General features: G+C 63.4%; 21 protein-coding genes and 1 tRNA gene. 8 read left to right on the top strand and 14 right to left on the bottom strand.

The annotated features are described in order from the left end of the window. Positions 1-6: 6 nt before the first annotated feature. Both JQ567_RS01560 and trxA read right to left on the bottom strand, forming a co-directional pair. Complete coding sequence (locus JQ567_RS01560; protein ID WP_212437166.1) at positions 7-684, bottom strand: LON peptidase substrate-binding domain-containing protein; 678 nt, start codon at positions 682-684, stop codon at positions 7-9. 89 nt (positions 685-773) lie between these two features. Beyond that, positions 774-1,697 (bottom strand): thioredoxin, encoded by a 924-nt coding sequence (gene trxA / locus JQ567_RS01555; protein ID WP_192739452.1) that lies wholly within the window; start codon positions 1,695-1,697, stop codon positions 774-776. A 486-nt stretch (positions 1,698-2,183) separates the two neighbouring features. On the opposite strand from trxA, the gene JQ567_RS01550 reads away from it, so the two are divergent. From JQ567_RS01550 to JQ567_RS01525, 6 genes are all read left to right on the top strand, one after another. Further along, positions 2,184-2,258 (top strand) — tRNA-Gly (locus JQ567_RS01550). Positions 2,259-2,451: 193 nt separating this feature from the next. Then, positions 2,452-3,738, top strand: coding sequence for a DUF2157 domain-containing protein (locus JQ567_RS01545; protein ID WP_212437165.1), 1,287 nt, complete (start codon positions 2,452-2,454; stop codon positions 3,736-3,738). After that, positions 3,738-4,349: a GDYXXLXY domain-containing protein gene (locus tag JQ567_RS01540; RefSeq protein WP_212437164.1), complete on the top strand. Its 612-nt coding sequence runs from the start codon at positions 3,738-3,740 to the stop codon at positions 4,347-4,349. Before JQ567_RS01545 ends, JQ567_RS01540 begins: the two co-directional genes overlap by 1 nt. Before the next feature lie 106 nt (positions 4,350-4,455). After that, positions 4,456-6,783 carry a DUF2235 domain-containing protein gene (locus JQ567_RS01535; protein WP_212437163.1) on the top strand — a complete coding sequence of 776 codons (2,328 nt, stop codon included), beginning with the start codon at positions 4,456-4,458 and terminating at the stop codon, positions 6,781-6,783. Positions 6,784-7,268: 485 nt separating this feature from the next. Beyond that, positions 7,269-8,531, top strand: a complete 1,263-nt coding sequence (locus JQ567_RS01530; RefSeq protein WP_212437162.1) for a sorbosone dehydrogenase family protein — start codon at positions 7,269-7,271, stop codon at positions 8,529-8,531. Between the two features lie 236 nt (positions 8,532-8,767). Continuing rightward, positions 8,768-9,349 carry a cytochrome c gene (locus JQ567_RS01525; protein WP_212437161.1) on the top strand — a complete coding sequence of 194 codons (582 nt, stop codon included), beginning with the start codon at positions 8,768-8,770 and terminating at the stop codon, positions 9,347-9,349. Positions 9,350-9,680: 331 nt separating this feature from the next. Here the strand turns inward: JQ567_RS01525 and panE are convergent, their stop codons facing one another. From panE to JQ567_RS01505, 4 genes are all read right to left on the bottom strand, one after another. Next, positions 9,681-10,601, bottom strand: a complete 921-nt coding sequence (gene panE / locus JQ567_RS01520; protein ID WP_212437160.1) for a 2-dehydropantoate 2-reductase — start codon at positions 10,599-10,601, stop codon at positions 9,681-9,683. 156 nt (positions 10,602-10,757) lie between these two features. Continuing rightward, a complete protein-coding gene (locus JQ567_RS01515) occupies positions 10,758-11,495 on the bottom strand; it encodes an SDR family oxidoreductase (RefSeq protein WP_212437159.1) in 738 nt (245 codons plus the stop codon). Positions 11,496-11,630: 135 nt separating this feature from the next. Then, positions 11,631-12,236, bottom strand: coding sequence for a 2-hydroxychromene-2-carboxylate isomerase (locus JQ567_RS01510; RefSeq protein ID WP_212437158.1), 606 nt, complete (start codon positions 12,234-12,236; stop codon positions 11,631-11,633). A gap of 88 nt (positions 12,237-12,324) precedes the next feature. Then, on the bottom strand, positions 12,325-12,930 hold the full coding sequence (locus tag JQ567_RS01505; RefSeq protein ID WP_212437157.1) for a DUF2239 family protein: 606 nt from the start codon (positions 12,928-12,930) through the stop codon (positions 12,325-12,327). 133 nt (positions 12,931-13,063) lie between these two features. On the opposite strand from JQ567_RS01505, the gene JQ567_RS01500 reads away from it, so the two are divergent. Further along, positions 13,064-13,729 (top strand): glutathione S-transferase family protein, encoded by a 666-nt coding sequence (locus JQ567_RS01500; RefSeq protein ID WP_212437156.1) that lies wholly within the window; start codon positions 13,064-13,066, stop codon positions 13,727-13,729. Positions 13,730-13,838: 109 nt separating this feature from the next. Here the strand turns inward: JQ567_RS01500 and JQ567_RS01495 are convergent, their stop codons facing one another. The 3 genes from JQ567_RS01495 to ggt form a co-directional block, all read right to left on the bottom strand. Next, a complete protein-coding gene (locus tag JQ567_RS01495) occupies positions 13,839-15,209 on the bottom strand; it encodes a serine hydrolase (protein ID WP_212437155.1) in 1,371 nt (456 codons plus the stop codon). A gap of 24 nt (positions 15,210-15,233) precedes the next feature. Further along, positions 15,234-16,130 (bottom strand): NAD(P)-dependent oxidoreductase, encoded by an 897-nt coding sequence (locus JQ567_RS01490; RefSeq protein WP_212437154.1) that lies wholly within the window; start codon positions 16,128-16,130, stop codon positions 15,234-15,236. 208 nt (positions 16,131-16,338) lie between these two features. Continuing rightward, positions 16,339-18,087: a gamma-glutamyltransferase gene (gene ggt, locus JQ567_RS01485; protein WP_212437153.1), complete on the bottom strand. Its 1,749-nt coding sequence runs from the start codon at positions 18,085-18,087 to the stop codon at positions 16,339-16,341. Positions 18,088-18,215: 128 nt separating this feature from the next. Between ggt and JQ567_RS01480 the strand changes: the two genes are divergently transcribed. Then, complete coding sequence (locus tag JQ567_RS01480) at positions 18,216-19,604, top strand: MFS transporter (protein WP_212437152.1); 1,389 nt, start codon at positions 18,216-18,218, stop codon at positions 19,602-19,604. 150 nt (positions 19,605-19,754) lie between these two features. On the opposite strand, the gene purH is transcribed toward JQ567_RS01480, so the two are convergent. The 5 genes from purH to JQ567_RS01455 form a co-directional block, all read right to left on the bottom strand. Continuing rightward, complete coding sequence (purH, locus tag JQ567_RS01475) at positions 19,755-21,347, bottom strand: bifunctional phosphoribosylaminoimidazolecarboxamide formyltransferase/IMP cyclohydrolase (protein WP_212437151.1); 1,593 nt, start codon at positions 21,345-21,347, stop codon at positions 19,755-19,757. A gap of 136 nt (positions 21,348-21,483) precedes the next feature. Continuing rightward, a complete protein-coding gene (locus JQ567_RS01470; protein WP_212437150.1) occupies positions 21,484-21,798 on the bottom strand; it encodes a HigA family addiction module antitoxin in 315 nt (104 codons plus the stop codon). Positions 21,799-21,808: 10 nt separating this feature from the next. Further along, positions 21,809-22,087, bottom strand: a complete 279-nt coding sequence (locus tag JQ567_RS01465) for a type II toxin-antitoxin system RelE/ParE family toxin (protein ID WP_212437149.1) — start codon at positions 22,085-22,087, stop codon at positions 21,809-21,811. Positions 22,088-22,133: 46 nt separating this feature from the next. Further along, positions 22,134-23,888 (bottom strand): heparinase II/III family protein, encoded by a 1,755-nt coding sequence (locus tag JQ567_RS01460; protein WP_212437148.1) that lies wholly within the window; start codon positions 23,886-23,888, stop codon positions 22,134-22,136. Between the two features lie 116 nt (positions 23,889-24,004). After that, entirely contained in the window at positions 24,005-25,351 is a 1,347-nt protein-coding gene (locus JQ567_RS01455; RefSeq protein ID WP_212437147.1) for an RsmB/NOP family class I SAM-dependent RNA methyltransferase, read from the bottom strand. Between the last annotated feature and the right edge of the window lie 129 nt (positions 25,352-25,480).

The raw sequence follows: 25,480 nt of genomic DNA, 5'->3' as shown, positions 1-25,480 counted from the left end.
CGCGGTTTACTGCAGCCCCGTATCGCCGCCGCTGGTGCGCTTCTTGGCGAGGTCCATCTCGGTCACCGCGATCAGGATTTCCGCGCGCGTCTTCAAATCGGGCGCTTCCAGCATCGCCTGCTTTTCGGCGGGGCCATAGGGCGACATCATCGCCAGCGCATTGACCAGCGCCTCGTTGGGCGCGCTCTCGATGCCTTCCCAATCCACTTTCAAATTGTTGGCGTTGAGAAAATCGGTCAGCACCTCGAGCAGCGCCTCGCGGTCGACGGCCTCTTCGCCCTTGCGCGCAGTGAAGTCGTCAACAAAGGGGAAGAAATTCACCTTGCATTGCCGGTACGCGGTCAACACCGTCAGCTCTTCGACCACCCGAAAGCGCGAGACGCCGGTGAGTTCGAGGATGTAACGGCCGTCGCCGGATTCGGCGAGCTGGGTGATGCGGCCGACGCAGCCGACCTTGAACAGCATCGGCCGCGCTTCGTCCTTGCTGTGGGAAATATCCGGCTGGATCATCCCGATCAGGCGGTGGCCGTCGCGCAGCGCGTCGTCGACCATCGCCAGATAGCGCGGCTCGAAGATGTTGAGCGGCATCTGGCCGCGCGGCAGCAGCAGTGCACCCGGCAGCGGAAACACCGGAATGATTTCGGGAAGCTCGCCGGGTCCGCGGTATTCGGCATTGATCGGCATCTGCGGCCCCGGCTCTACTGCATGAGATGTCTATGTCTTGTGCGTATTCTTATCGCAAAACCGGTGTCCACGGTTGCGGAATACGCAACTCACGAGAACAGAATCGTCGACAGGCGCCTGCGTCCATCCACGGTCGCTTCATCGGCGCCGCCCCACGCTTCGAAGAACTGCACCAGCTGCTTGCGCGCGCCATCCTCGTTCCACTTGCGGTCCCGCTTGACGATTTCGAGCAGCTGGTTGGTCGCTTCGGCACGGTTGCCTTGGGCGTTGAGCGCGGTCGCCAGATCGAACCGGGCCTGATGATCGAGCGGGTTTGCGGCGACTTTCTGTTCCAGCTCGGTGACCGGGCCGACCGATTGCGCCTGTTCGGCGAGATCGATCGAGACCTGCACGGCCTTGACGGCGGCGTCATTGCGTTTGGATTCCGGCACCATCGCGATGGTCTGCTTGGCCTGCTCGATGGCACCTGTCGTCACGTAGCATTTCGCGAGACCCGCCAACGCGGCGATATTGGTGGAATCGATCGACAGCACCTCGGCATAGATCTGCGCCGCGGCAGCCGCATCGCCTTCCGCCAGCACGGCTTCGGCCTCCTGCAGAATTTCGGCAATGTTCGGTTCGCCCGGTGCGGCCATGCCCTTGGTGAGCTTGTCGATGAAGGCGGTGACCTGGCTCTCCGGCACCGCGCCCATGAAGCCATCGGCGGGCTGGCCGTTGACGAAGGCGATCACGGCCGGGATCGACTGGATTCCCATCTGGCCGGGGATCTGCGGATGCTGGTCGATGTTCATCTTGACCAGCTTGACCTTGCCCTTGGCGGCGCGGACGGCCTTCTCGATGATCGGCGTCAACTGACGGCACGGACCGCACCACTCCGCCCAGAAGTCGATCAGCACCGGCTGGCGCTTCGATTCCTCGATGACGTCCTTCACGAAGGTCTGGGTGGTGGTGTCCTTGATCAGATCGGGTACGGCCTGCGGCGCCGGGCCGCCGCCCTGCTCAATTATCGTCACGGTGTATCCTCGCCTGATGTCTTGAGAATTGGTCTCGGAATGCTGTCTTGAGAATGGGGGCCCTTCTAGCACGGAAGGGCGCCAAGTTCTCATCCGCTAGATGGCGGCTGGGTCACAAAATTCAATCGGCCCGGCCGCGTCCGCCGGTTCCCAAGGGGCCAGAGGAGGGGGCCAGGAGTGGGCGGTCTCCGACCCCAAGTCCGGCGCGACGAATTGACCGACCGGCGGATCGGCGCGTCCGGGAGGAAGTCCGAATCGCAGCGCGATACGAGGGCAATTTGACACAAGGACTGCCCAAGGGTTGCCACTGACGGAGCCGGGGGACCGATTAATGCGGTTTGGGCGTTGTTTCGGACCGATTCGCGCCAATTTGTTAAGAAAACCTGCCTATCGGGGTGGTTTCGGCCGTGTGCTGACTGTTGCATTCATGGCCTGCATTTGGCATAGGTCTGCCGTTGCCGGCGAGCGATCGCCGACATCTCGGATGCGGGTGTAGCTCAGTGGTAGAGCACGACCTTGCCAAGGTCGGGGTCGAGGGTTCGAGCCCCTTCGCCCGCTCCAAGATTTCTCGCATGCCAGAGCAATGATTGAACGACAAGCCGCCGTCAGGCGGCTTTGTCGTTTGTGACGGTGGGCGACCTGCCGCCGCGGCCTGCTTCTTTCCACCGAACCTGCATGCCATCTTCCGATACCAAAGATTGCAGCGTCGTCTTGTGCCACGCCGCAAGGGTCGTGACACGAGCGAGGCTTACAATTGTTTGAACGGGGATATCGGCAGCGCCTTGAGGCGGACCTGGTCAGGTGGGTCGCAGAGGGCGTGATTTCGGGCGACGCGGCCCATTCCATCCGCAAGGCGCGATTTGGCGAAGAGGCGGTGTCGCGCCTGCCCGCCATCTTCGCGATGCTTGGCGCCTTGATGCTGGCCGCCAGCGTCAGCGCCTTTGTTGCCGCGAACTGGCAGGAGATTCCACGCCTGGTCAGGCTGGTCGGCATCCTCTCGCTGATTGCGGCCTGTTTTCCGATCGCCCTTCTACTCGGCCGGCGCGGGATTCCATGGGGCGCCGATGCCGCCGTGACATTCGCCACGCTGTGCTTTGGCGCGGGCGTGGCGCTGGTCGGCCAGATGTATCATCTGCCGGGCGATTGGCCGGCGGGCGCTATGCTGGTGGCGATCGGTGCTGTGATCGCGGCCGCGTTGACGGGCAAGAGCGGTCCGCTGGTGATTGGTTTTGCGGCGATGACGGCCTGGTCGTTCGGCAGATTCGACGACGCGCAATGGCGCGAAATCCATTGGCCGTTTTTCCTGCTGTTCGTTCCGGCATTTGCGTTGGCGCTGGGCCGCGAAAATCGCCTGGTGGCGCATGCTGCAGCTCTGGCGCTGGGCGTCTGGCTGGCCACACTGATGTGGGCGCCAGCGGATCGCCTGATCCATGGCGGCATTGCGTTCTCGGTAGTCTACATCGCGATCGGGCTGCTGGCGCTGGACCGGGACTGGCCCGCCGAGTTCCGGGCGCTCCTGCCATGGGGCGGCTGGGCCTTTGGCGTGTTTCTCTGCTTTGAAATCGAACTCGTTCTGGAAAAATCAGTCCGCTTCGCGCACGCCATCGATGCGCATCTCGGCCTTGCCTATGTCACGGCGGCGCTCGCACTTGCGGCCCTCGCGGTACTGGCACGGCACAGGGACAAGGGGCGGCTTGTGATCATCGCGGCCTGCGCCATTGGCTTGACGATTCCGCTGATGCTGGCGGGCGGCCCCGCAATTCCGAGCCGCGTGCTGATCCCCATCGCCGTGCTCGTCAGTGCGGTGGCCTTGATCGCAGGCGGCCTGCTGGTCGGCTTGCGGACATTTGTCGTGGTCGGCTACGCGGTGTTCGGCGTTTCGATATTGATCCTGCTCTGGCGCACGGTCGGCACATTGCTCGACCAGTCCCTGTTCTTTCTTGCCGCCGGCGTGGTGCTGCTGGGCCTCGCCTTGGGGGCGCGCAAACTCGCAAGCTGGTCAAGACGTGCCAACGAGCAACCCTCAGGGAGTGCGGCCTGATGAGTACCGTCGACAGCCTGATCGGGCGCGTGCCGTTGCTTCCGCGCTACATCCTCGCCGCGCTGCTGCTCTGCGGACTGATCCTCGCGATGGTCTATCAACGCGCGGAAATATTGCGAAACGGCCGGGAAGTCCGGCTCGAGATCGTGCCCGTCGACCCGCGCGACCTGTTTCGCGGCGATTATGTCGTTCTCGATTACCGAATCTCGTCGATCGACCTGCCGAAGGAGTCAACGAACGCCTTCACACGGGGACAAAAAGTATTCGTCACCCTGCGGCCCGACGAGACCGGCAAGGCGAGGGCGGTCGCGATCGCATCCGAGCGGCCGGCAGTGTCCGGCGCCGATATCGTCATTCTGGGCACGGTGGACGCGGGATCGGTCTGCCCGCCCAACGAGCAGGGGCTCAGGGTCTGCAAGCCCGGAATCCGCGCCGCCCTCGTGAAATATGGGCTCGAGAGCTATTTCGTGCCGCAGGGCGAGGGCAAGAAGATCGAGACGACCGAAAAGGCACGGCTGGAGGTGGTTGCGGCCGTGACGCCTTCCGGCCAGGCGGCGATCAAGCGCCTGCTGATCGACGGCAAGCCCGTCTATGACGAGCCGCCGTATTGACGGGCGGCGCCCTGCCCGCGGTATGCTTCTCTATTCGAAGAGAACGTGGCAATCTTTAGTACCCTAGGTTGCATGTTCCTTTCATGCCGCGGGCGAGGCATGTCCCATGAGCCGAAAAATCATTCTGCTGTCCGACGGCACCGGTAATTCCGCGGCCAAAGTCTGGCGCACCAATGTTTGGCGCACGTTCGAGGCGCTGGATCTTTCCGGCAACGACCAGGTCGCGTTCTATGACGACGGCGTCGGCACCTCCTCGTTCAAGCCGATGGCGATCCTCGGCGGCGCATTCGGTCTCGGCCTGCGCCGCAACGTCATCGCGCTCTACAAGTTTGCCTGCCGGAATTATCGCGACAAGGACGACGAACTGTTCGGCTTCGGCTTCAGCCGCGGTGCCTTCACCATCCGGATCCTGATGGGGCTGATCGACAGCCAGGGGCTGGTCAAAGCCGATAACGAAGCCGAACTGCATAGTCTCGCGAGTGCGGCCTACCGCGCCTATCGCCGGGACCGCTATCATGATCTGAGGCTGGAAGCGCCCTACCAGTGGTTCCGCAACAAGTTCGGTCCGCACTACCCGCCCAGGGAGGTTCGCAGGAACGTCAAGGTCAGGTTCATCGGCGTTTGGGACACGGTTGCCGCCTACGGCATGCCGGTCGACGAAATGACCCGCGGCATTCATAAATATCTCTGGCGGCTCGAGCTGCCGGGCAAGCATCTGTCCGCGAGCGTCGCGCGCGCTTGCCAGGCGCTGGCGCTCGACGAGGAACGCACCACCTTCCACCCGCAGCTCTGGGACGAAACCGCCGGCACCAATGGCGGCGCGGCGGTGGCGGATCCCACAGCAAAGCGCTTCATCAAGGACGAACGTATCAGCCAGGTCTGGTTCGCCGGCGTGCATACCAATGTCGGCGGGGGCTATCCCGACGATGCGCTGGCCCACATCCCCTTCGTCTGGATGATCACCGAGGCGCAACGCTGCGGGCTCAAATTCAAGTCGGATTATGCGGGCCAGCCGCCGAGCCCCGACCACATGATTGCCGATCCCGATACATTCAAGAACGCGATCTCGAAGCGAGACAAGGACGGACGGCTGTACGATCCGCGCAAGGGGATTGGCGGATATTACCGCTATGGACCGCGCAAGCTGGTGCCGGCCTTCTATCCGAAGAAGCTGGAAGAGGACGAGGTCGACGTCATCAGCGCCAAGATTCACGAAAGCGTCTTCAGGCGCATCGAGAACAACGCGCATGGCTACGCGCCGGTCGGCCTGCCGCCATATTACGACGTCGTCAAGGAGGACGGCGAGATCGTCGCGCCCGACAAGTTCAGCATCGCGCCCGCCACACAACCCTTTGAGACGAGCGCCGCCGCGGCGCAACGCGCGCTGGCGCAGGAGCATGTCTGGAACTGGGTCTGGCTACGCCGCATCACCTATTTCGCCACCGTCGGCGCGACGCTTTGGCTGCTCGTCTTCCCGCTCATCAGCAGCGCGCAACGCTACGATGAATATACCAGTCCGATCCGCTGGGTGTCCCACCTCGTGCGCTTTGTCGGCGGATTTCTGCCGGACTTTGCGACGACCTGGATCGACGGTTACGCGCGCGCGCCGGGCTGGTTCGCCTTCATCGCTGTCCTGGTCACAGGCCTGCTGGTTCTGTCCTCGAAGATCGCAGCCCGCACGTCGAACCTGATGGCCTCGATCTGGCGAAAGTCGGCGGAAGCCCCATCGGGCCTGCCTGACAACTGGATTTATGATCTGCGCAGCAGCCCGCTTTACATCCGCATCCAGGACACTTTGAAACAAAGGATCGCACCAGGCTTCTTCGCGGCGGTGTTCGTCTATCTCGGATTTGCGCTTGTCAGTCATCTTGCTTACGACGGCTGGGACATGGCTGGATATACCTGTGTGCATCGCGATACCGATCCGAAACCTGCGGTGCTGGCCGTCAACCAGACCGCGCGCGTCGAATTCAAGGCGTCGGATTTGTGCAAGGCGACGGGCATCCTGCTGCAGCATCGCGGCCGCTATTATGTGACCATTCAACCCGGCGGCAAAAACGGCGAAGACAAGCAATGGTTCAATGGCCTTGCCCGCATCGGCACGCCGGTCGGGGGCTTTTCCAGCAAAGAGCGGCCGCAATGGTACGAGCGTGTCTATCTCTCGCTATTGCTGCCGATGCGGCGGGAATTATCCAAGGACTGGTTCCGCATCGTGCTGCGCTTTGGCAATGTCGGCGGCGAGGAGGACTCCTACGAGCCCGACCCCTATGACGACATCATCCAGTTCAATATCACGCCGACGATTGCGCCCAACGGCAAGGAAGAATTGTTCGTCTTCGTCAACGACGCCGTGATCGGCATTCCCGGTCTTTACGATCTGCTCTACCGCAACAACCACGGCACCGCCGTGCTGTCGGTAACGCGAAGAAGGTAACGGGACGGTCGCGCGCGAGGTGGACCACGATTCCGGCGATCCGACGTCGCGGGCAATCGCATCGCGCCAAATTGACCAAGCTTTTTCGCGGACACGCCAGATCGCCCCAGACCGAACAATTGATGCCCCAACCAACGGGTTGCCGCACCCACGGCAGAGCCGGTCAGGCCTGTCCCACCGAGCACGAACGCGCGCACGATCTGCCTGTTTTGTGGAAGCCCGCCGATCGGGACGCGTACCGTTCGATCCGGCCGCGGCGCTGGCTTCAAACGAATATTGCGGTGCAGCGCGTCCTTTGAAAAAAATCCGAAAAAATTTCTTCGCAATCTATTTCCGTCTGACAGGGCAGCGCAGCCTACGCTTCTCTCCTGCAATGGATGTGCTACCATTTTACGGTCTAGTCCACCTCACCAGACCAAGTTCGCCTCTCGAACGTTCAAAATAATAACAGGCGCAGCCCCCAAGGCTGCATAGGGAGTGACGCGATGAAATCGGCTTTCCATCAATCTATTCTTGCGCTCACGGCGATCCTCGTTGTCGCGGGGGCCAGCCAGGCCAACGCGCAACAGAAGCCGCTCAAGAAATACGAATCCGGCACCAAGGAATTCTGGACCAACCCGCCGCCCGACTGGTTTCTCGGCGACGAGACCGAGGCGCAGAAGGGGCAGGCGCCGCCGTCCGGCCCGCCGACTGGCGCGACCGACGCCGAACTCGCCAAGCTGATCCCGAAGATCAAATTGCCGGCGGGCTTCAAGATCGAGGTCTACGCCTCGGGCGTGCTTGCGGCGCGGCAGATGGCGTGGGGCGACAAGGGCACGCTGTTCGTCGGTTCGTTCGGCCTCGGCAACGTCTATGCGATCAAGGACAATGGCGGCAAGAAGGAGGTCAAGACCATCCTCAAGGGCCTCAACATGCCCACCGGCCTCGCGTTCCGCGACGGCGCGCTCTACGTCATCGCGGTCGACAAGCTGATCCGCTACGACAACGCCGAAGCCAATATCGACAATCTCGGCGCCGGCAAGGTGGTGTATGACGACATGCCGTCCTACGCCGCGCATGGCTGGAAATACATCGCGGTCGACAAGGAGGGCTGGTTCTATCTGCCGTTCGGACCTCCCTTCAACATCGGCATTCCGCCGACCAGCGTCTCGCAGATCCGCCGCGTCGATCCCAAGACCGGCAATGCGGAAATCTGGGCGCTCGGCGTCCGCAACAGCGTCGGCGGCGACGTCGATCCGCGCACCGGGCGGCTCTGGTTCACGGAAAACGCCCGTGACTGGATCAGCGACGACATGCCGAGCGACAAGCTCAACATGATCTCGAAGATCGGCGAGCATTTCGGCTATCCCTATTGCCACCAGGGCAATATGCCGGATCCGAAATTCGCGATGGGACACAAGTGCTCGGAGTTCACCCCGCCCGTGCTCAATCTCGGCGCGCATGTGGCGCCGCTCGGCATGAAGTTCTACACCGGCGATCAATTCCCCGCCGAGTACAAGAACAACATCTTCATCGCCGAACACGGCTCCTGGAACCGGAAAAAGTACCAGGGCGCGCGGATCAAGCGCGTCATCGTCGGTCCCGACGGCAAGAACGCCAAGCAGGAAATCTTTGCATCCGGCTGGCTCGAAGGCGACCAGGGCTATCTCGGCCGTCCCGCCGATATCATCCTGGCCAAGGACGGCTCCTTGCTGATCGCCGACGACTGGGCCGGTGCGATCTATCGCATCAGCTACGCCAAGAAGTAAGGCGCATAGCGTTTTCGAGCGAAGTGGATACCGGTTCGCGTGAAGAAAACGCGTCAAACAGGAGACGAGACGATCAGGGGCTGCGGTTGCTCGGGAACGAGTGGCCGCAGCTTCGCGTTTTGGAATGGAACATGCTCGTCATGCCCGGACTTGATCCGGGCATCCATCAACGCAAAATTTCTTGAAGAGAGATGGATGGCCGGGTCGAGCCCGGCCATGACGACGGGAGAGCTATGATGCGACTTGCGTTTACTGGAAGCCTGCTAGCAGCAATGATGATCTGCGGCCCCACCCATGCCGCCGATATCGCCGCCGGCAAGGCGAAGGCCGAATTGTGCGTCGGCTGTCACGGCGAGAACGGCATCTCGCAGATGGAAAACATTCCCTCGCTGGCGGCGCAGCCGGACATGTTCATCCAGTGGCAGTTGGTGTTCTACCGCGCTGGTGCCCGCAAGAACGAGCAGATGCAGCCGATCGTCGAGCAGCTCAACAACGAGGACATCCGCAATCTCGGCGCCTATTTCGCGCAGCTCCCGCCGCCGCAGGCAAAGCAGCCCGACGACAATCCGGATCTGTCGAAGAAGGGCGCGCAGGCGGCTGCGGGCGGGCGTTGCGCATCGTGTCACCTCGACAATTACGCCGGCACCAAGGCGGTCGCCCGCGTCGCCGGGCAGCGTCAGGATTATCTCGCGAAGGCGCTGCACGACTACAAGTCAGGGGTGCGGTCCGGCGGCGGCATGGCGGCGATGGCGAGTGTCGCCTATTCCCTCAGCGAAGAAGAGATCGAAGCGCTGGCGCATTATCTGGCGCACCTCTAACCGTCGTCCCGGCGAAGGCCGTGACCCATACCCCGTGACACTAATTGTTTTAGAAGGCGTCCAACGTCAGCGTTCCCGCCGACAGGCCGCGGCGTATGGGTCCCGGCCTTCGCCCTAGGCCATGCACACATCTTCTGGAGTCTTCTCAACGACTTGGCGCAAGAACGCAGAGAAATGATGCATTTTTGCTGAGCTGCACTCGCGAAATTTCGTCACCCTGTAGCGACTAAGTCCTTGATCAAGAGTCAATTTTTTGACTCGAAAAGATGTGTGCATGGCCTAGGGCCTTCGCCGGGACGACAATAAATTTAGATGGCGGTGCTCGCGCGCCTCACCCCCGCTGCTTCTCATACGCCTTGAGATGGGTGTAGGCGATGCGCAGTTTTGGCACCGGAATTTTCGCGGCGTCGGCACGAGCGACGAGATCGCCGATGACGTGATCGGCTTCGACCGGGAATCCCGCCTTGACGTCGCGGAACATCGACGCGGTCATGGGCGAGCCTTCCGCGGTCAACAAACCACGGGTGCGCTGGAAGAACGGTCCACCGGGGGCAAAGCTTTCCGCTGTTGCGACCGCGCTGCATTCATCGAGCATGCCGAGCAGGAAATCCTTGCCGCCCGTCACCGCCAGGATGTTGCCCACTGAAGTGCGCATCAGGCAGGTCGAGGCCGCCAATGAGGCGAGGAATACCCACTTCTCCCACATGTCCTGCATGATGTGTTCGCTGGCCACAGCGCCAATGTTGCCGCTGGTGAAGATTTCAGAGATCGCACGGACGCGATCCGACATCTTGCCGTCGCGTTCGCCGAAATTGAGCGACTGCATCGGCGCCAGCTGCACCACCTCGCGCGCCTCGTTGAGCGTCGCGGCAATCGCGCAGAGGCCGCCCAGCACGCGCTCCGCGCCAAATCTTTCGTCGAGCACGTTCAAGTGCAGCATGCCGTTGAGCAGCGGGATGATCGAGGTATCTGGGCCAACCGCCGGCGCAAAGGACTTGATCGCGTCCTCGAGGTCGAACGCCTTGCAGCTCAGCAGCACCACGTCGAATTTTTCGCTGAGCCTGTCGGCCTGCACCGTCGGCGGATTCTTCAGCGTAACGTCGCCGGCAGGGCTCTTGATGACGAGGCCGGCGGAGGCGAGTTCAGAGGCCCGCTTCGGCCGCACCAGAAACGTCACGTCGCGCCCGGCCTGAAGCAGCCTGCCGCCGAAATATCCGCCGATGGCGCCGGCGCCGACCACGAGAATGCGCATTGTTCAGTCTCCCGTACAGAACTCACTCTGTCATGCCCGGACTTGATCCGGGCATCCACGTCTTTATTCGGATGGCAGCAATGAAGACGTGGATGGCCGGGGTGTCCAGCCAAGACGCGCTTCGCGCTTTTGCCCGGCCATGACGGAAAGAGCGTCCTACCACTTCTCCCCGAACGGACGAATCTCCAGCTCGAACGTCCAGGCGCTGCGCGGCTGCTGGTAGAGCTGCCAATAGGACGCCGCGACCGAGGCCGGCGGCATCAGCAAATCCGGATTGTTGAGGGCTTCCTTGCCCCAGAGCTGTTCGCGGCGCTCGCGCACCCAGGCGGTATCGACGCCGGAATCGATGACCAGATGCGCAACATGGATGTTTTTGGGGCCGAGCTCCCGCGCCATCGATTGCGCCACCGCGCGCAGGCCGAATTTGGCGCTGGCAAAGGCAGCAAAACCGCTGCCGCCGCGCAGGCTCGCGGTAGCGCCGGTGAAGAAGATGTTGCCCTGGCCGCGCGGCAGCATCAGCCGCGCCGATTCGCGGCCCGCCAGGAAGCCGGCCCAGCAGGCCATTTCCCAGACCTTTCGAAACACGCGGTCGGTGGTTTCAAGAATCGGGAAATTGACGTTGGCGCCGACATTGAAAATGCAGACCTCCAGCGGCGCGTGCTGGTCGGCGTCGTTGAGGAAGGCGGCGACCTCGTCCTCCTTGCGCGCATCGAGCGAGCGCGCCACGACCGACCCGCCTGCTGCCTCGATCTCCTTCTTCAGCGGCTCCAGCTTGGCGCCGTCACGCCTTCCGGCGAACACGGTGAAGCCTTCGGAAGCGAATTTCTTGGCAATTTCGCCGCCGATGTAGTCGCCGGCGCCGATCACGGCCACAGTTGCGTTGCGTTTTTGCATTGGTGAACTCCGCTGATTCTGTGTCGCCGTCATTCCGGGATGGTCCGAAGGACCAGACCTCAGGTGCGCAAATTGCGCACCGGGGAATCTCGAGATCCCGGGTTCGCTTCGCGCCCCGGGATGACGACTGCGTCGTCAACTGCCCGAAATCATCTCCTCGACTTCGCGCAACTGTTCCTTGCCGAAGAACATCTCCTTGCCGACGAAGAACGTCGGCGAACCGAATGCACCGCGCTCGACCGCGGCTTGCGTGTTCTCGATCAGCTTTGCCTTTACATCCGCGTCCTGTGAGCGGGCCAAAAGCTTGCCTGCATCGAGGCCGGAGGAGGCCAGCGCCTTCGCCGCGACTTCCGGATCGTCCATCTTCTTCGGCTCGACCCACATGTGATGAAACGCAGCTTCGACGTACTTCTCGAACACGCCTTCCATTTGCGCGGCGACCGCTGATCGCATCAGGTTCAGCGTGTTGACGGGAAAAAATGGATTCCAGGTGTAGGGCTTGACGCCAAAGCGCTTGACGAAGCGTTCGGTCTCGATCGCGTGGAACTCGCGCTTGTTCTTGACGCCGGCGAGCGTTTCGGCCGGCGACTTGTTATTGGTGGCCTTGAAGATGCCGCCGAGCAGCACCGGGACATATTCGAATTTCGCGCCGGTCCGCTTTTCGATCGCCGGGATCGCCTCGTGGCTGAGGAAGGCGTTGGGGCTGCCGAAATCGAACAAGAATTGCGGATTTGGGCTCACGGCGGTCTCCCTCGGATGGTTCTTATATGATCCCTATCATTTCAATCAACCTAGCGGGTCCGATCAGCCGGATCAACCGGACTTCGTCTCAAGCTTCGCGATGAAATGCCGGAACTGCCAGCCTTGCAGCATGGTCCCGCACATCCGCGGGCCATTCGGCGATCAATTGCTCGAAGCGGGGTGCATCACCCGCGAACAGCGCGCGGATCGCTTCCTCGAAATGCGGCCGGTTGCCGGCCATGGTCGACATGAAACGATAGGCGGCCTCCTGCGCGAGGCGGATGCGATCGCTGCCCTCGTTGTTGCGGCGCGCCTCGTCGACCAGTTTCCGGATTGCGACCGAGGCGCCACCCTTTTGCTGCGCCAGCCAGTCCCAATGCCGCGGCAACAGCGTGATCTCGCGCGCGACCACGCCGAGTTTCGGGCGGCCGGGACCACGCGGGGCGGCTAGGGCGGTATCTTCATCGGTGGCCGGTGGCTCCGGCAGCGGAATCCGCGCCACGACGTCGTCGACCGAGCCGCGGAAGTCGACATCGACCAGCGCGCTGGTCCTGCCGTTGAAAATCAGGATCGAGGCCTGCGGCTGCTGCCCGAGCGCTTGCCTGGCGGAACGGGCGACCTCGTGCAGATCGCCCGATCCGACGCAGCGGTCTCCTTCAAAAGCGATGTAGGCGGCATCCGGTGTGGGATTCACGGCTGTTCCTCGATTCTACTTGGATATTACCCGGGTAAATTATGCCTGTCAAAGCCCATAACCCGTCTTGAAGCCATCTCGACTTTCCCGTGCCCGGCTGGCACCAACGCGGCGTTCAATTTGGGGAGCGGCTATGCTGACGGTGCACCATCTCAACAATTCCCGATCGCAGCGCGTGCTGTGGCTGCTCGAAGAGCTCGCCGTGCCCTACGAGATCGTGCGCTATCAACGCCAGGGCGACATGCGCGCGCCGAAAGAGCTGCGCGCCATTCACCCGCTCGGCAAGTCGCCCGTCATCACCGACAACGGCAACACCATCGCGGAATCAGGCGCGATCGCCGAATACATCATAGGCACTTATGGTAATGGCAAACTGATCCCGGCGCCGAATACGCCGGAGCGGCTGCGCTACACCTATTGGCTGCACTATGCGGAAGGATCCGCGATGTCGCCGCTGCTGCTAAAACTGTTGTTCACGCTGATGCCGAAACGCGCGCCGGCCCTGTTGCGGCCACTGGTGCGCAAGGTCTGCAATACGGCGCTGACCACACTGGTCAATCCGCAGCTCAAGCAGCACATGGATTACTGGGAGAGCGAACTGGCGAAAAGCGAATGGTTCGCCGGCAGCGAATTCACGGGCGCCGACATCCAGATGAGCTTTCCGCTGGAAGCCGCCGCCGCGCGCGGCGGGCTGGAGGTCGGTCACCCCAAGGCAATGGCGTTCCTCGAACGCATCCACGCCCGTCCGGCCTATGCGCGCGCGCTGGAAAAGGGCGGGCCGTATGTGATTGGGAGGTGACGTCGTCATTCCGGGGCGATGCGTAGCATCGAACCCGGAATCTCGAGATTCCCCAGGGCGCAATTGCGCCCCTGAGGTCTGGTCCTTCGGACCATCCCGGAATGACGACTCACGGCCCCACCACCGCAATCACTTCCTTCACCAATCGCGCGAGCCCGCCGATATCGCCGGTCGGATCGACGCTGTCGCCGAGGCGCACCACGACGAGGCGATGCGACGGGATGATCACGATGCGCTGGCCAAGATCGCCCGCCGCGCCGAACGCGTCGCGGGGAATTCCGAGCCGCACGCGTTCCTTGGCGTGTACATGCTCGCTGCGATTGGTCCAGAACCCGGCGCCATAGTCGGTGTCGAGTGTCGCGGCGGCCGAGAAATCCACCCAGTCCTCGTGCAGCAGGCGTTTGCCGCCGACAACGCCGTCATTGACAAACAGCAGCCCGAACCGCGCCCAGTCCCGCGCGCTCGCGAGCATATGGGTTGATCCCTGCAGCGTGCCTGTCGCGTCGAATTCGAGTGTGACGGTGCGCATGCCGAGCGGATTGAACAATTCGCGCCAGGCAAACGCCAGGGTCTGCTCCGGTCCGCCGACGGCATCGCGGATGATCCGCGCCAACAATTGCGTGGTCGGGCTGGAATAGGCCCAGCGCGTGCCCGGCGGCGCGACGACGGCGGCGTTGACCACCGAACCCGCCATGTCGTCCTGCAGATAGACCATCCGGCCGAAGCTGCTGGTTTCATCGAGCGCCAGTCCGGTGGTCATGCGCAAGAGATGCTCGACCTCGATCTCGCGCCTGAGATCGCCGCGCCATTCCGGTATCGGCGCGGGCATCGAGGGCGTGACAAGGCCTTGCTGTGTCAGCACCCCGATCAAGGCATTGACCACCGATTTGGTCATGGAAAAGCCGAGCAGCGGCGTGTTGACGCCGATGCCGCTGGCGTAGCGCTCGGCGATCACCTCGCCGTCATGCACCACGACCACCGCCTTGGTGCGCCGGAACGGCGGCTCGGCCGGCTCCTCGAAGGCGTGATCGAGCGCGGCCTTCAATGCGGGATTGGACGGCGCCACGACATCGGGGCCGGCAATCTCGCCCAGCAGCGGCGGCGATTTCGGTACCTTCAATGCGTCAATGTCGCTCTTGAGGATATACGGCTCCTTCGTTCCGTGCCGCAGCACGCAGCCGAGCCCTTCATGATAGACAGCGCGGCTGCCGAGCATTCCCGCGGCCGATGCATCGACCGTCCCGGCCGTGCGGTCGACCCTGAATTTCAGCAGCGCGCGCACGCGGCGCAGCGAGGCACGCTCGATGGTTTCCGAGAACACGGTCTGCGGATCGAGCCCGGATACGAAGGTCTTGGCGCAGACACTGTGCGCGACCACGCCGGTGGCGATGCGGATCGCGCGATCGGGACGGAGGACGACGCAAGCCGCTGCCGGCACGGCCACCAGCAATCCGACAGCGATCCAACTACGCCAGCCCACGCGCCGCTCCGCAGCCGATCGCCTCTACCGCGACGGCTGCGCCGCGCCAACCGAGGGCAGCGCCTGCACAGTGACGCCGGGCGGTGGAACGTCGTCATCGGGCACGAAGAAATCCGACATCAGCGGCACGGATTTGTCGACCCGGTAAGGCTCGAAATCGCGCACGCCGCTGGCATAGAGCACCTTGTCGTCGATGCAGAACTGCCCCGTGAATTCGCGGGAGGGTTTGGTGAAGATGACATAAGCGGCGTCGCCCATGATTTCAGGCGTGCGGCTGGCGCGCATCATCGCGTCGCCGCCGAGGAGATTGCCGACCGCGGCGGTCGCGATCGTGGTGCGCGGCCACAGCGCGTTGACGGCGACGCCTGCCGATCTCAATTCACCTGACAGCCCGAGCACGCACATGCTCATGCCGAATTTGGCCATCGTATAGGCGGTGGAATGCTCGAACCATTTCGTTTTCATGTCGAGCGGCGGCGACAGCATCAGGATGTGAGGGTTGGCTGATTTCTTCAGATGCGGGATGCAATATTTCGACACCAGGAAGGTGCCTCGCGTATTGATACCCATCATCAGGTCGAACCGTTTCATGTCGGTCATCTGCGAATTGGTCAGGCTGATGGCGCTGGCATTGTTGACGCAGATGTCGATGCCACCGAACTCGGCAACGGTCTTGTCGATCGCCGCGATCACTTGCGCTTCGTCGCGGATGTCGCACAGCACCGGCAGCGCCTTGCCGCCGGCAGCGCGCACCTCGTCGGCGGCGGTGTAGATGGTGCCCTTGAGTTTTGGGTGCGGCTCCGCGGTCTTGGCCGCGATCGCAACATTGGCGCCGTCACGTGCGGCGCGCAGCGCGATCGCCAGGCCGATGCCCCGGCTGCCACCGGATACGAACAGCGTCTTGCCTTTGAGGGATGTCATGGGAGCACTCCAGGTTGGGGACGCATAGTTAGGGACGCGCAGCTTGGTGGCTCCCCCCTTGTGGGGAAGGCTGGGGTGAGGGGTAAGCCACAAGCACCGAACTCGCGGCCACCCCTCTCCCTAACCCTCTCCCACAAGGGGAGAGGGAACGACCGAGCAAGCCTTACCCCGATACACTCACGAGGCAATCAGCAAATTGGCATCGAACCTACTGCCCCGCCGCTTCCGCGCCGCGGGTGCGCGGATCGGGAGCGCCGAGCAGGCCGTTTGGCGTAACCGCAATCGAATTGGCCGAGGTCTGGCCGAGCGGCACGATCACCTGATGCCCTCTGGCCTTCAGCGCGTCGAGCGTCTCCTGCGGAAAGCCGCGTTCCGCCCGCACTTCGTCGGGCATCCACTGATGGTGCACGCGCGGCGCCGCCACGGCAGCCGCAACATCCATCTTGTAATCCAGCGCGTTCACGACGATCTGCAGCACCGCCGAAATGATGCGGCTGCCGCCGGGTGTTCCCGTCACCAGCACCGGCTTGCCGTCCTTCAGCACGATGGTCGGCGACATCGACGAGAGCGGCCGCTTGCCCGGGCCGGGCAGATTGGCCTCAAAACCCACCAGCCCGAAGGCGTTGGAGGCGCCGGGCGCGGCGGTGAAATCGTCGAGCTCGTTGTTGAGCAGTACGCCGGTGCCGTCGGCGACCAGGCCGACGCCATAGGGGAAGTTCAGGGTGTAGGTGTTGCTGACGGCGTTGCCACGACTGTCGACAACCGAATAGTGCGTGGTGTTGCTGCCCTCGCGTTGCGGGGTAATCTTCAAGACATCGGCCGATGGCGTTGCGCGTTCGGGATCGATGCTGGCGCGTTGCCTCGCCGCATAATCCTTGGCGAGCAGGACTTGCATTGGCGCGTTGACGAAATCGGGGTCACCGAGATAGCGGGCGCGGTCGGCATAGGCGCGCTTCATCGCTTCGATCATGACATGCAGCGAGGGCGCCGAGCCCTGCTTCATGTCGGACATCGGAAAGCCTTCGAGGATGTTCAGCGTTTCCAGCAACACCGTGCCGCCCGACGACGGCAGCGGCATCGAGACGATGTCGTAGCCGCGGTAATTGCCGCGCACCGGCGCGCGGAGCAGCGCCTGATATGATTTCAGATCGTCTGGCGTCATGATGCCGCCGGCGCTGCTCACCGCCTTCGCCAGCTTTTCGGCGACCGATCCTTCATAGAAGCCGCGCGGGCCCTGTTCGGCGATCGCGGTCAGCGTGGCCGCCAGATCAGGCTGGATCAGCCGGTCGCCGTCACGCAGCTGCTCACCATCGGCACGGGAGAAAGATTTGGCGGAATTCGGCCAGCGCGCCATCCGGCGATACATGTCGGAGAGGGTGTCGGCCATGTCGTCGGCGACCATAAAACCGTCGCGGGCCAGTTCGATCGATGGCTGGATGATCTGTGCGAGGGTGAATTTGCCGGAGCCGTATTTTTCCAGCGCCAGCGCCAGGCCCGCCACGGTGCCGGGCACGCCGATGCCGAGCGCCGAATTGCGCGATTTGTCGGTGTCGGGTTTGCCGTCGGCGCCGAGATACATGTCGCGCGTGGCAGCGGACGGCGCGGTCTCGCGATAATCGATCGCGACGTCTTCGTTGCGCTCGGCGGAATGAATCACCATAAAGCCGCCGCCGCCGATATTGCCGGCGCGTGGATAGGTCACGGCCAGCGCAAAGCCGGTCGCGACCGCGGCGTCGACCGCGTTGCCGCCCTGCCGCAAAATGCCGGCGCCGATGCGGGCCGCGAGTTTTTCCTGCGCCACCACCATGCCGTGCTGGGCGGATACGGCGCGAACCGTGGCAAGGTCAGGCGGTGTATAGAGGCGGCGTTGCTCCTGCGCATCCGCCGTTGTGCTGCATGCAACGACAAGGGTGATGGTCACCAGCGCGCTACGCCACTTATTCGTGCAGAAAATCATCCAAAATCCGCCGCAGTTGAGCCGGTGTGCTGCCTGGCAATAGCACACGCATGATAATCGCATGCTATATGGGTTCGAATTCGACGGGCAAAACGCCTTGTCGTGATCGATGAAGGAAATTCCTGGGTATGACGGTGATTGCTCCTCAGGCAGCTGGCGCTGATACTTCAAGAAAATATCCGCCCCGCGCCGCCGTCGTCAGCTGGATCTTCTTCGATTGGGCCGCGCAGCCCTATTTCACGCTGATCACCACCTTCGTGTTCGCCCCCTATTTCGCAGGCTTCGTCGCGCCGGATCCGGCGACCGGGCAGGCGCTGTGGGGATTTGCCACCGCGTCCGCAGGTCTCATGATTGCGCTGATGTCGCCGATCCTGGGCGCGATTGCCGACGCCAGCGGCCGCCGCAAGCCGTGGATCGCGGGATTCGGCTTGTTGCTGGTGATCGGCTCCAGCCTGATGTGGTTCGGAAAGCCCGGCGATCCCAGCATCATCCCGACACTGCTGCTGTGTTATGCGATCGCGAGCGTCGGCGTCGAATTCGCCACCGTGTTCAACAACGCGATGATGCCCACGCTGGTGCCGCCGGACAAGATCGGACGGCTGTCCGGCACCGGCTGGGCTACCGGCTATGTCGGCGGTATCCTCAGCCTGATCCTGGTGCTCGGTTTTCTCGCCGCCAATCCGCAGACCGGACGCACGCTGTTCGGCTTCATGCCGCTGTTCGGCCTCGACCCGGTGACGCATGCGGGCGACCGCATCACCGGGCCATTGACGGCGCTGTGGTTCATGCTCTTCACGCTGCCGATGTTTTTGCTGACGCCGGACTATCCGGCAAAGCTTCCGGTGCGCGCGGCGTTGCGCGAAGGTTTGAGCGAGCTGAAGCAGACGCTGCGCGAATTGCCGAAGCAGAAATCGCTGGCGACGTTCCTGCTCGCCAACATGATCTATACCGACGGGCTGGTGTCGCTGTTCGCCTTCGGCGGCATCTATGCGGCGGGCACGTTCGGCTGGCACACGATCCAGATCGGCACCTTCGGCATCGTAGCCGCCATCGCGGGCGTGTTTGGCGCGTGGCTCGGCGGCAAGCTCGACGACCGCGTGGGGCCGAAGCGCGTGATCGCGATCAGCCTCTTGGTGCTGCTGCTGGCACTCGCCGCCATCCTGCTGGTGGACAAGGATTCGATCCTGTTCGTGAAGGTGGCGCCGCCCGTGCCCGGCGGACCATTATTCGCCGGTGCTGCGGAGCGCGCCTATCTCATCCTCGGATGCCTGATCGGCGGCGCCGGCGGCCCGCTGCAGGCGGCGTCGCGCACGCTGCTGATTCGGCTCGCGCCGCAAGATCGCATCGCGCAGTGTTTCGGACTGTTCGCGCTGACCGGAAAGGTCACCTCGTTCGTCGGACCGCTGCTGATCGGCGTTGTTACGGCGGTGACCGCGAGCCAGAAAGCGGGGATGGCGCTGCTGGTGGTGTTTTTTGTTGTAGGGCTGGCGCTGCTGTTGCGGGTGCGGGAGAGGTGAGGTTGCCGATCTCCCTCACCACGTCGTCCCGGCCTTGAGCCGGGACCCATAACCACTGCTGCTTATTGTTCGCGAGAAGTATTAACTCGGACCACTCGAAATCGAGGGGCCGCGGCGTATGGGTCCCGGCGTTCGCCGGGACGACACAAGTTAATGCCTGAAATGCCGGACGCCGGTGAACACCATGGCGATACCGTGGTCGTCGGCGGCCTTGATCACTTCATCGTCGCGCATGGAGCCGCCGGGCTGGATCACCGCGGTGGCGCCGGCTTCGATGCAGGCCAGCATGCCGTCGGCAAACGGGAAGAACGCGTCTGACGCGACCACCGAGCCTTTGGTCAGCGGTTCGGCGAGCTTCAGTTCGGCCGCGGCATCCAGCGCCTTGCGGGCGGCGATGCGCGCGGAATCGACCCGGCTCATTTGTCCCGCGCCGATGCCAACGGTGGCGAGATCCTTGGCGTAAATAATCGTGTTGGACTTGACGTGCTTGGCGACGCGGAAGGCGAATTTGAGATCGCGCAGTTCGGCGTCGGTGGGCGCGCGCCGGGTTGCGACCTTCAGCGCCATGTCTTCGATCACGGCGTTGTCGCGGCTTTGCACCAGAAGTCCGCCGGAGACCGTCTTGGCGGTAAGACCCGGCTTGCGCGGATCGGGCAGGCCGCCGACCAGCAGCAGCCGCAGATTCTTCTTTGCAGCGACGACGGCGATGGCTTCTTCCGTGGCATCGGGCGCGATGATGACCTCGGTGAAGATTTCGGTGATGGCGCGTGCAGCGTCGGCGTCGAGCGTGCGGTTGACCGCGACGATGCCGCCGAAGGCCGACGTCGAATCGCACGCCAGTGCCCTTTTGTAAGCGCCGAGCAGATCGCTGCCCTCGGCAACGCCGCAGGGGTTGGCATGCTTGACGATGACGCAGGCCGCAGTGCGCGCCGGGTCGAACTCGGCGACGCATTCATAGGCCGCATCGGTATCGTTGATGTTGTTGTACGACAGTTCCTTGCCCTGAAGCTGGCGCAAGGTCGAAACGCCGGGCCGCTTGTCGGGCGTCGCATAGAACGCCGCGGTCTGATGCGGGTTCTCGCCGTAGCGCAAGGATTGGATCAGTTTTCCGCCAAAGGCGCGGAAATCCGGTGCGTCGTCTTTCAACTGAAGCGCAAACCAGTTCGAGATCGCGGCGTCATAGGCCGCGGTACGGGCATAGGCTTTTGCCGCGAGACGGCGGCGCAGTTTTAGTGAGGTGGCGCCGTTGTTGGCGGCGAGCTCGTCGAGCACGGCCTGATAATCGCTGGCTTCGACGACGACCGCGACATCGTCGTGGTTCTTCGCCGCGGCGCGGATCATCGCCGGACCGCCGATGTCGATGTTCTCGATGCAATCCTCGTAGCCGGCGCCTTTGTCGACGGTGGCCTCGAACGGGTAGAGGTTGACAACCAGCAGATCGATCGGCGCGATGCCGTGCGCCTGCATCGCATCAGTGTGTTCCTTGTTGTCGCGGATCGCGAGCAGGCCGCCATGCACCTTCGGATGCAGCGTCTTGACCCGGCCATCCATCATTTCGGGGAAACCGGTGAGGTCGGAGACGTCGCTGACCTTCAGCCCTGCCGCAGCGATCGCTTTTGCCGTGCCGCCGGTGGAGACCAGATCGACGCCGTGGCCTGCAAGCGCACGGGCGAATTCAATCAGGCCGGTTTTGTCGGAAACGGACAATAGAGCGCGGGTCACTCGGCGCGGATGGTCGGTCATTGCAGGTTTCCTGGCAGATTTTCTGGCTGGTAAGCCAGCCCGGTAGCATGGTTTTGCCGGTCATGAAACCGCGGCCGACGCCGGAATTCAGGAAAATACGGGGGATATTGGCATGCCAGTCCCAGCCAGCTTTACCTCAGGCAGCCTTAGCCTTGATGGTCGGAATATGACTGACATCTTCGGTCTGTTCCGCATGCCAGGTATCGTAAGCGCTCTGCATCCGGGTCCAGATTCCAGCGCCGTCGCCAAACAGCTTGCCGAGGCGTACTGCGACGGTAGGGGACACCGGCTTTCGTTCCTGAAGGATATCGTAAAGATGCTGGCGCGAAATCCCGAGCAATCCGGCGATCTCTGCCTTGGTACGGCCGGTGGCCGGAATAACGTCATCGCGAAGCAACGCACCGGGATGGGTGGGGCAGCGGTTTTTGTTGCGCTTGGCCGCGTAGACCATTTTCGCTCCTCTAATGGTATTGCTCGAAATCGACGCGACAAGCCTCGCCATCTTCGAATTCGAACGTAATGCACCACGGTCCATTGACGTGAACCGAATAGCGTCGTGGTTCGAAGCCGTGCAGAGAGTGAAAATCGAAGCCAGGAACGTTCATTTCCTCAGCCCGGACAGCGACATCAAGACGGTCGAGCCTGGCAAAGATGCGCTTATGCATTTTTGCGTCGATTTTCGAACTCTTGCCCTTGGTCCACAACTCCGCAAGGGCCTTGCTTTTGAAGGTTCGGATCACATCGCCAATGTAAGCAATTAGCTTACATGTGTCAATGGAAGGCTGCTTACAGCGGCAATTCCGGCTCGCGCCTGGCGTTGCGGCGGGCGTTGGTGGCCGCCGCCGAGGTCGAGGAGCGCACAAAATTCCAGCGGATCGAGGTTGCCTGCCGGGAATCCTGCCGGATCACGATCTGGGCGGTGCGGCGGGGGCCGTCATTGCCGGCCAGGAACACGCTGTCCTCGAGGTCGACATTGTCGTCGAGCGCCTCGAAGGTCCAGACGTCGCGGTTGGGCAGCACCAGCATGACGCCGCGGGCGTCGGAAAGCCGGCTCGCCTTCACGGACGGGTGCAGGTGAAACCGCAAGGCAAAGTCGGTCCCGCTGCCCTTGAAGCGCGAGCCCGGTGCCGGCGACAGCGTATCCTCGCCGTCGAGCCGCGCGCCGTCAGGCGCCATCATCAGCACGCGGCGGTGCACGACGCCGAATCGCGGCAGATAGCCGTCATGCGATGTGGTCAGCATATCGCCGTTCTCCACGGCTTCGCGATAGCTCTCCACATTGGCCGGGCCGCTGGTCACCGGCGCCCCCTGCAACAGCCGCTTCATCGCCGATATCTCGACGAACTGGCACGACGACGTCTCGTGATAGGTCAGGGTCGAATGCGCCGCGGTGCTGCGCGCAAAGGCGCGCCAATTGTCGCGGCCGGTCGACGGCATTCCGCAATTGACGACGATCCGGCTCGGCCCGGAGGACAATTCGAACGCAAGGCAGCCGGCATGCGCGTCCTGGCTGATATTCGGCGGCGGCGGCGCGCCGGTGTCCATGATGACGGTGGTGGTGCCGGCATCGAGGCGCTGAAAGCCGGTATGCGGCATGTGCGCCATCGGCACGCCGTGGGTGTCGTCATAGGCCAGCAGCGTCGCCACCAGATCGTTCGGCGCGTTGCTCATGCCGTTGAACAGCGCAAAGGCGCCGTCGCCATGGCGGAAGAAGCGCAGCATCGGCATCATGCGGTCGATCGCGTTCAACAGCGCCGGCGGCGGCGCGATATTGCGCGCGGCAAAGGTCTGGCGCAGCGGCAGCATGTCGCTGAGCAGTTCGACCAGCGCGCCGGGATTGCGCGAGATGTGCCCGCCGTCGGGCAGGATCTGCCGCTGCAATTCGTCGGACAGCCGCCGGCTCGCGGAGCGGATATGTTTTGCCTGGTTGGCGAGGCACAGCGAGGCGTAGCAAAGCGCGATCAGCACCTGCACCCGCGGCACGCCGTCGGCGATGTCGAGCATGGTGTAGCGCAGATAGCGGATCTCGCGGGTCAGCCCGCGCAGATATTTGCGGTAGAATTTGCCGTCGGTATCGCCGAGCACCAGCGGGGCCTGCGACAACAGCGAGATGACGCGGCGTGCCAGCACATCGGCGCGGCGCTCGAGCGGCCGCTTGCGGCCCGGATTCGAAATCCAGTCGTCGACCAGCGAACGGGCGTTGGCGCGGGTCAGCGCGGTATCGGCCGCGCGCAGATGGCGCAGCCAGCCGAAGCCGAGCAGCGCCACTTCCCAATCTTCCGACGGCGGCTCGAGATCGAAGATCGAGCGGCCGTGGCAGGTCACGATCTTGCCGGCGAACACGAAGCGGCCGGCATAGATTTCGGCGGCGCGGGTGGCGTCGGCGGTGCGCAAATCATGCGGCGCGATAATCAGACGGTCGGCGCGGCCCGGCCACAGCCGCGACAGCCCGACGGTACTGCCGCTGGCGCGCGCCATCACGCCCCGCGCAAAGCGGCTCGCGACCAGCGTCGTAATGCGTCTGCGTTGAGCGACCGACACGCCTGACCTTGATGGGAGGAGATCTTGTGGCGAATCCTTTTAATCCGGAAACGCGTCCAAGACACCATCTTGAAAGCGCGCGAATCACCCGAAGGTCGCGAAATTCCGGTGCAAAATCAGGATTTAACCAGCCGCGCGGCGTAAAATCCATCCAGCCCGCCAAGCCGCGGGTCGTCGTGGGGCAGATGGCAGGGCAGCGTACGCAAATCGCCGTCCGCCGTGACGATCTCGGCAAGGCCGGCGACTTCGCCGGCGTCGACCGGCGCGCGGCGCACGCCTGATTCGGTCGCGAGCAGCGCCGCCACCGCCTGCTCGCCTTCTTCCGGTTCCAGCGAACAGGTGCAATAGACCAGCGTCCCGCCGGGCTTGAGCAGGGCGACCGCCTTTTTCAGCAAGCGGACCTGCAACGCGCTCAGCGCCGCGATGTCGGTTTCCTGCCGCAGCCAGGCCACGTCGGGATGGCGCCGGATGGTGCCGGTCGAGGTGCAGGGCGCGTCGACCAGGACGCCGTCGAACGTGCCGTCGCCGCCCGGCCATTCGGCGCCATCGGCCACCACGTCGTTGGCCTGCAGCGACAGCCGCGAAAGATTGTCGCGCAGCCGCGTCATCCGCGGCGCCGAACGATCGACCGCGGTGACGCGTGCGCCGCCTTGTGCGAGCTGGGCGGTCTTGCCGCCGGGCGCGGCGCAGAGATCGACGATGCTCTTGCCGTTGAGGTCACCGAACAGCCGCGCCGGCAGTGCGGCGGCGGCGTCCTGTACCCACCACTGGCCTTCGGTGAAACCGGGCAGCATCGTCACGGAACCCTGCAACAGGGTGCGCACCGTCCCGGTCGGCAGCGTTTCGCCGTGCAGGCGGGTCGCCCATTGCGGCGCGTCCGACTTCACGGTGATGTCGAGCGACGGTTCATGGCCGATCGCAATTGCCATCTCGCGCGCGGTGGTCTCGCCATAGGCTGCGATCCAGCGCGCCAGCAGCCACGGCGGAATGTCCAGCGTCTGCGCCTTGACTTCGTCGATCAGCGGCTGGCCTTCGCGCGCACAACGCCGCAGCACGGCATTGACGAGGCCGGCATATTTCGCGGCGCGTCGGTCCGATTGCACCAGCCGCACCGACAGGTCGACGGCGGCATGATCGGGCACGTCCATCCAGAGAATCTGCGCGGCGCCGATCAACAGCGCGCTTTGCGCGCGCGGCGCGTCGGTCGGAACGCCGCGATCGAGCAGCCGCGACAACAAATGACCGAGCGTGCCGAGCCGCCGCAGAATCGTTGCGACCAGCCGCCGCATCAGCGCGCGGTCGCGATCGGCGAGCGATTTCAATCCGGGATGGGCGCCGGCGCCGTCGAGCTGCTCGTCGAGGGTGCGGTGTTTGTGCAGCACGCCGTCGAGAATGTCGGCCGCAATACGCCGCGCCGCGAGACCGGGAACTTCGGCAGGAACTGCGAATCTTGAAGGAGGCATGGAGAAGGAATATCTCGGAAGGTGCTGAGCAGGGTTTCGGCGCATGCCATCGAAGTGAAGAACTTGGAAATGAAAAACTCCTTTGGCATGCGAATATGCCAAATGTAAGAATCGCGGGCGCGGATTTCA

Source organism: Bradyrhizobium sp. AUGA SZCCT0431, from assembly GCF_018131065.1.
Taxonomy (GTDB): domain Bacteria; phylum Pseudomonadota; class Alphaproteobacteria; order Rhizobiales; family Xanthobacteraceae; genus Bradyrhizobium.
Note: the sequence above shows the minus strand (reverse complement) of the source record. Positions and strands in the feature narration are given on the sequence as shown.

Bases quoted from the DNA above. Each gene is read 5' to 3' on its own strand.
- JQ567_RS01560 (WP_212437166.1), bottom strand. From the start codon at position 684: ATGCCGATCAATGCCGAATACCGCGGACCCGGCGAGCTTCCCGAAATC.
- JQ567_RS01540 (WP_212437164.1), top strand. From the start codon at position 3,738: ATGAGTACCGTCGACAGCCTGATCGGGCGCGTGCCGTTGCTTCCGCGC.
- JQ567_RS01535 (WP_212437163.1), top strand. From the start codon at position 4,456: ATGAGCCGAAAAATCATTCTGCTGTCCGACGGCACCGGTAATTCCGCG.
- JQ567_RS01530 (WP_212437162.1), top strand. From the start codon at position 7,269: ATGAAATCGGCTTTCCATCAATCTATTCTTGCGCTCACGGCGATCCTC.
- JQ567_RS01525 (WP_212437161.1), top strand. From the start codon at position 8,768: ATGCGACTTGCGTTTACTGGAAGCCTGCTAGCAGCAATGATGATCTGC.
- panE (WP_212437160.1), bottom strand. From the start codon at position 10,601: ATGCGCATTCTCGTGGTCGGCGCCGGCGCCATCGGCGGATATTTCGGC.
- JQ567_RS01515 (WP_212437159.1), bottom strand. From the start codon at position 11,495: ATGCAAAAACGCAACGCAACTGTGGCCGTGATCGGCGCCGGCGACTAC.
- JQ567_RS01500 (WP_212437156.1), top strand. From the start codon at position 13,064: ATGCTGACGGTGCACCATCTCAACAATTCCCGATCGCAGCGCGTGCTG.
- JQ567_RS01490 (WP_212437154.1), bottom strand. From the start codon at position 16,130: ATGACATCCCTCAAAGGCAAGACGCTGTTCGTATCCGGTGGCAGCCGG.
- ggt (WP_212437153.1), bottom strand. From the start codon at position 18,087: ATGATTTTCTGCACGAATAAGTGGCGTAGCGCGCTGGTGACCATCACC.
- JQ567_RS01480 (WP_212437152.1), top strand. From the start codon at position 18,216: ATGACGGTGATTGCTCCTCAGGCAGCTGGCGCTGATACTTCAAGAAAA.
- purH (WP_212437151.1), bottom strand. From the start codon at position 21,347: ATGACCGACCATCCGCGCCGAGTGACCCGCGCTCTATTGTCCGTTTCC.
- JQ567_RS01470 (WP_212437150.1), bottom strand. From the start codon at position 21,798: ATGGTCTACGCGGCCAAGCGCAACAAAAACCGCTGCCCCACCCATCCC.
- JQ567_RS01455 (WP_212437147.1), bottom strand. From the start codon at position 25,351: ATGCCTCCTTCAAGATTCGCAGTTCCTGCCGAAGTTCCCGGTCTCGCG.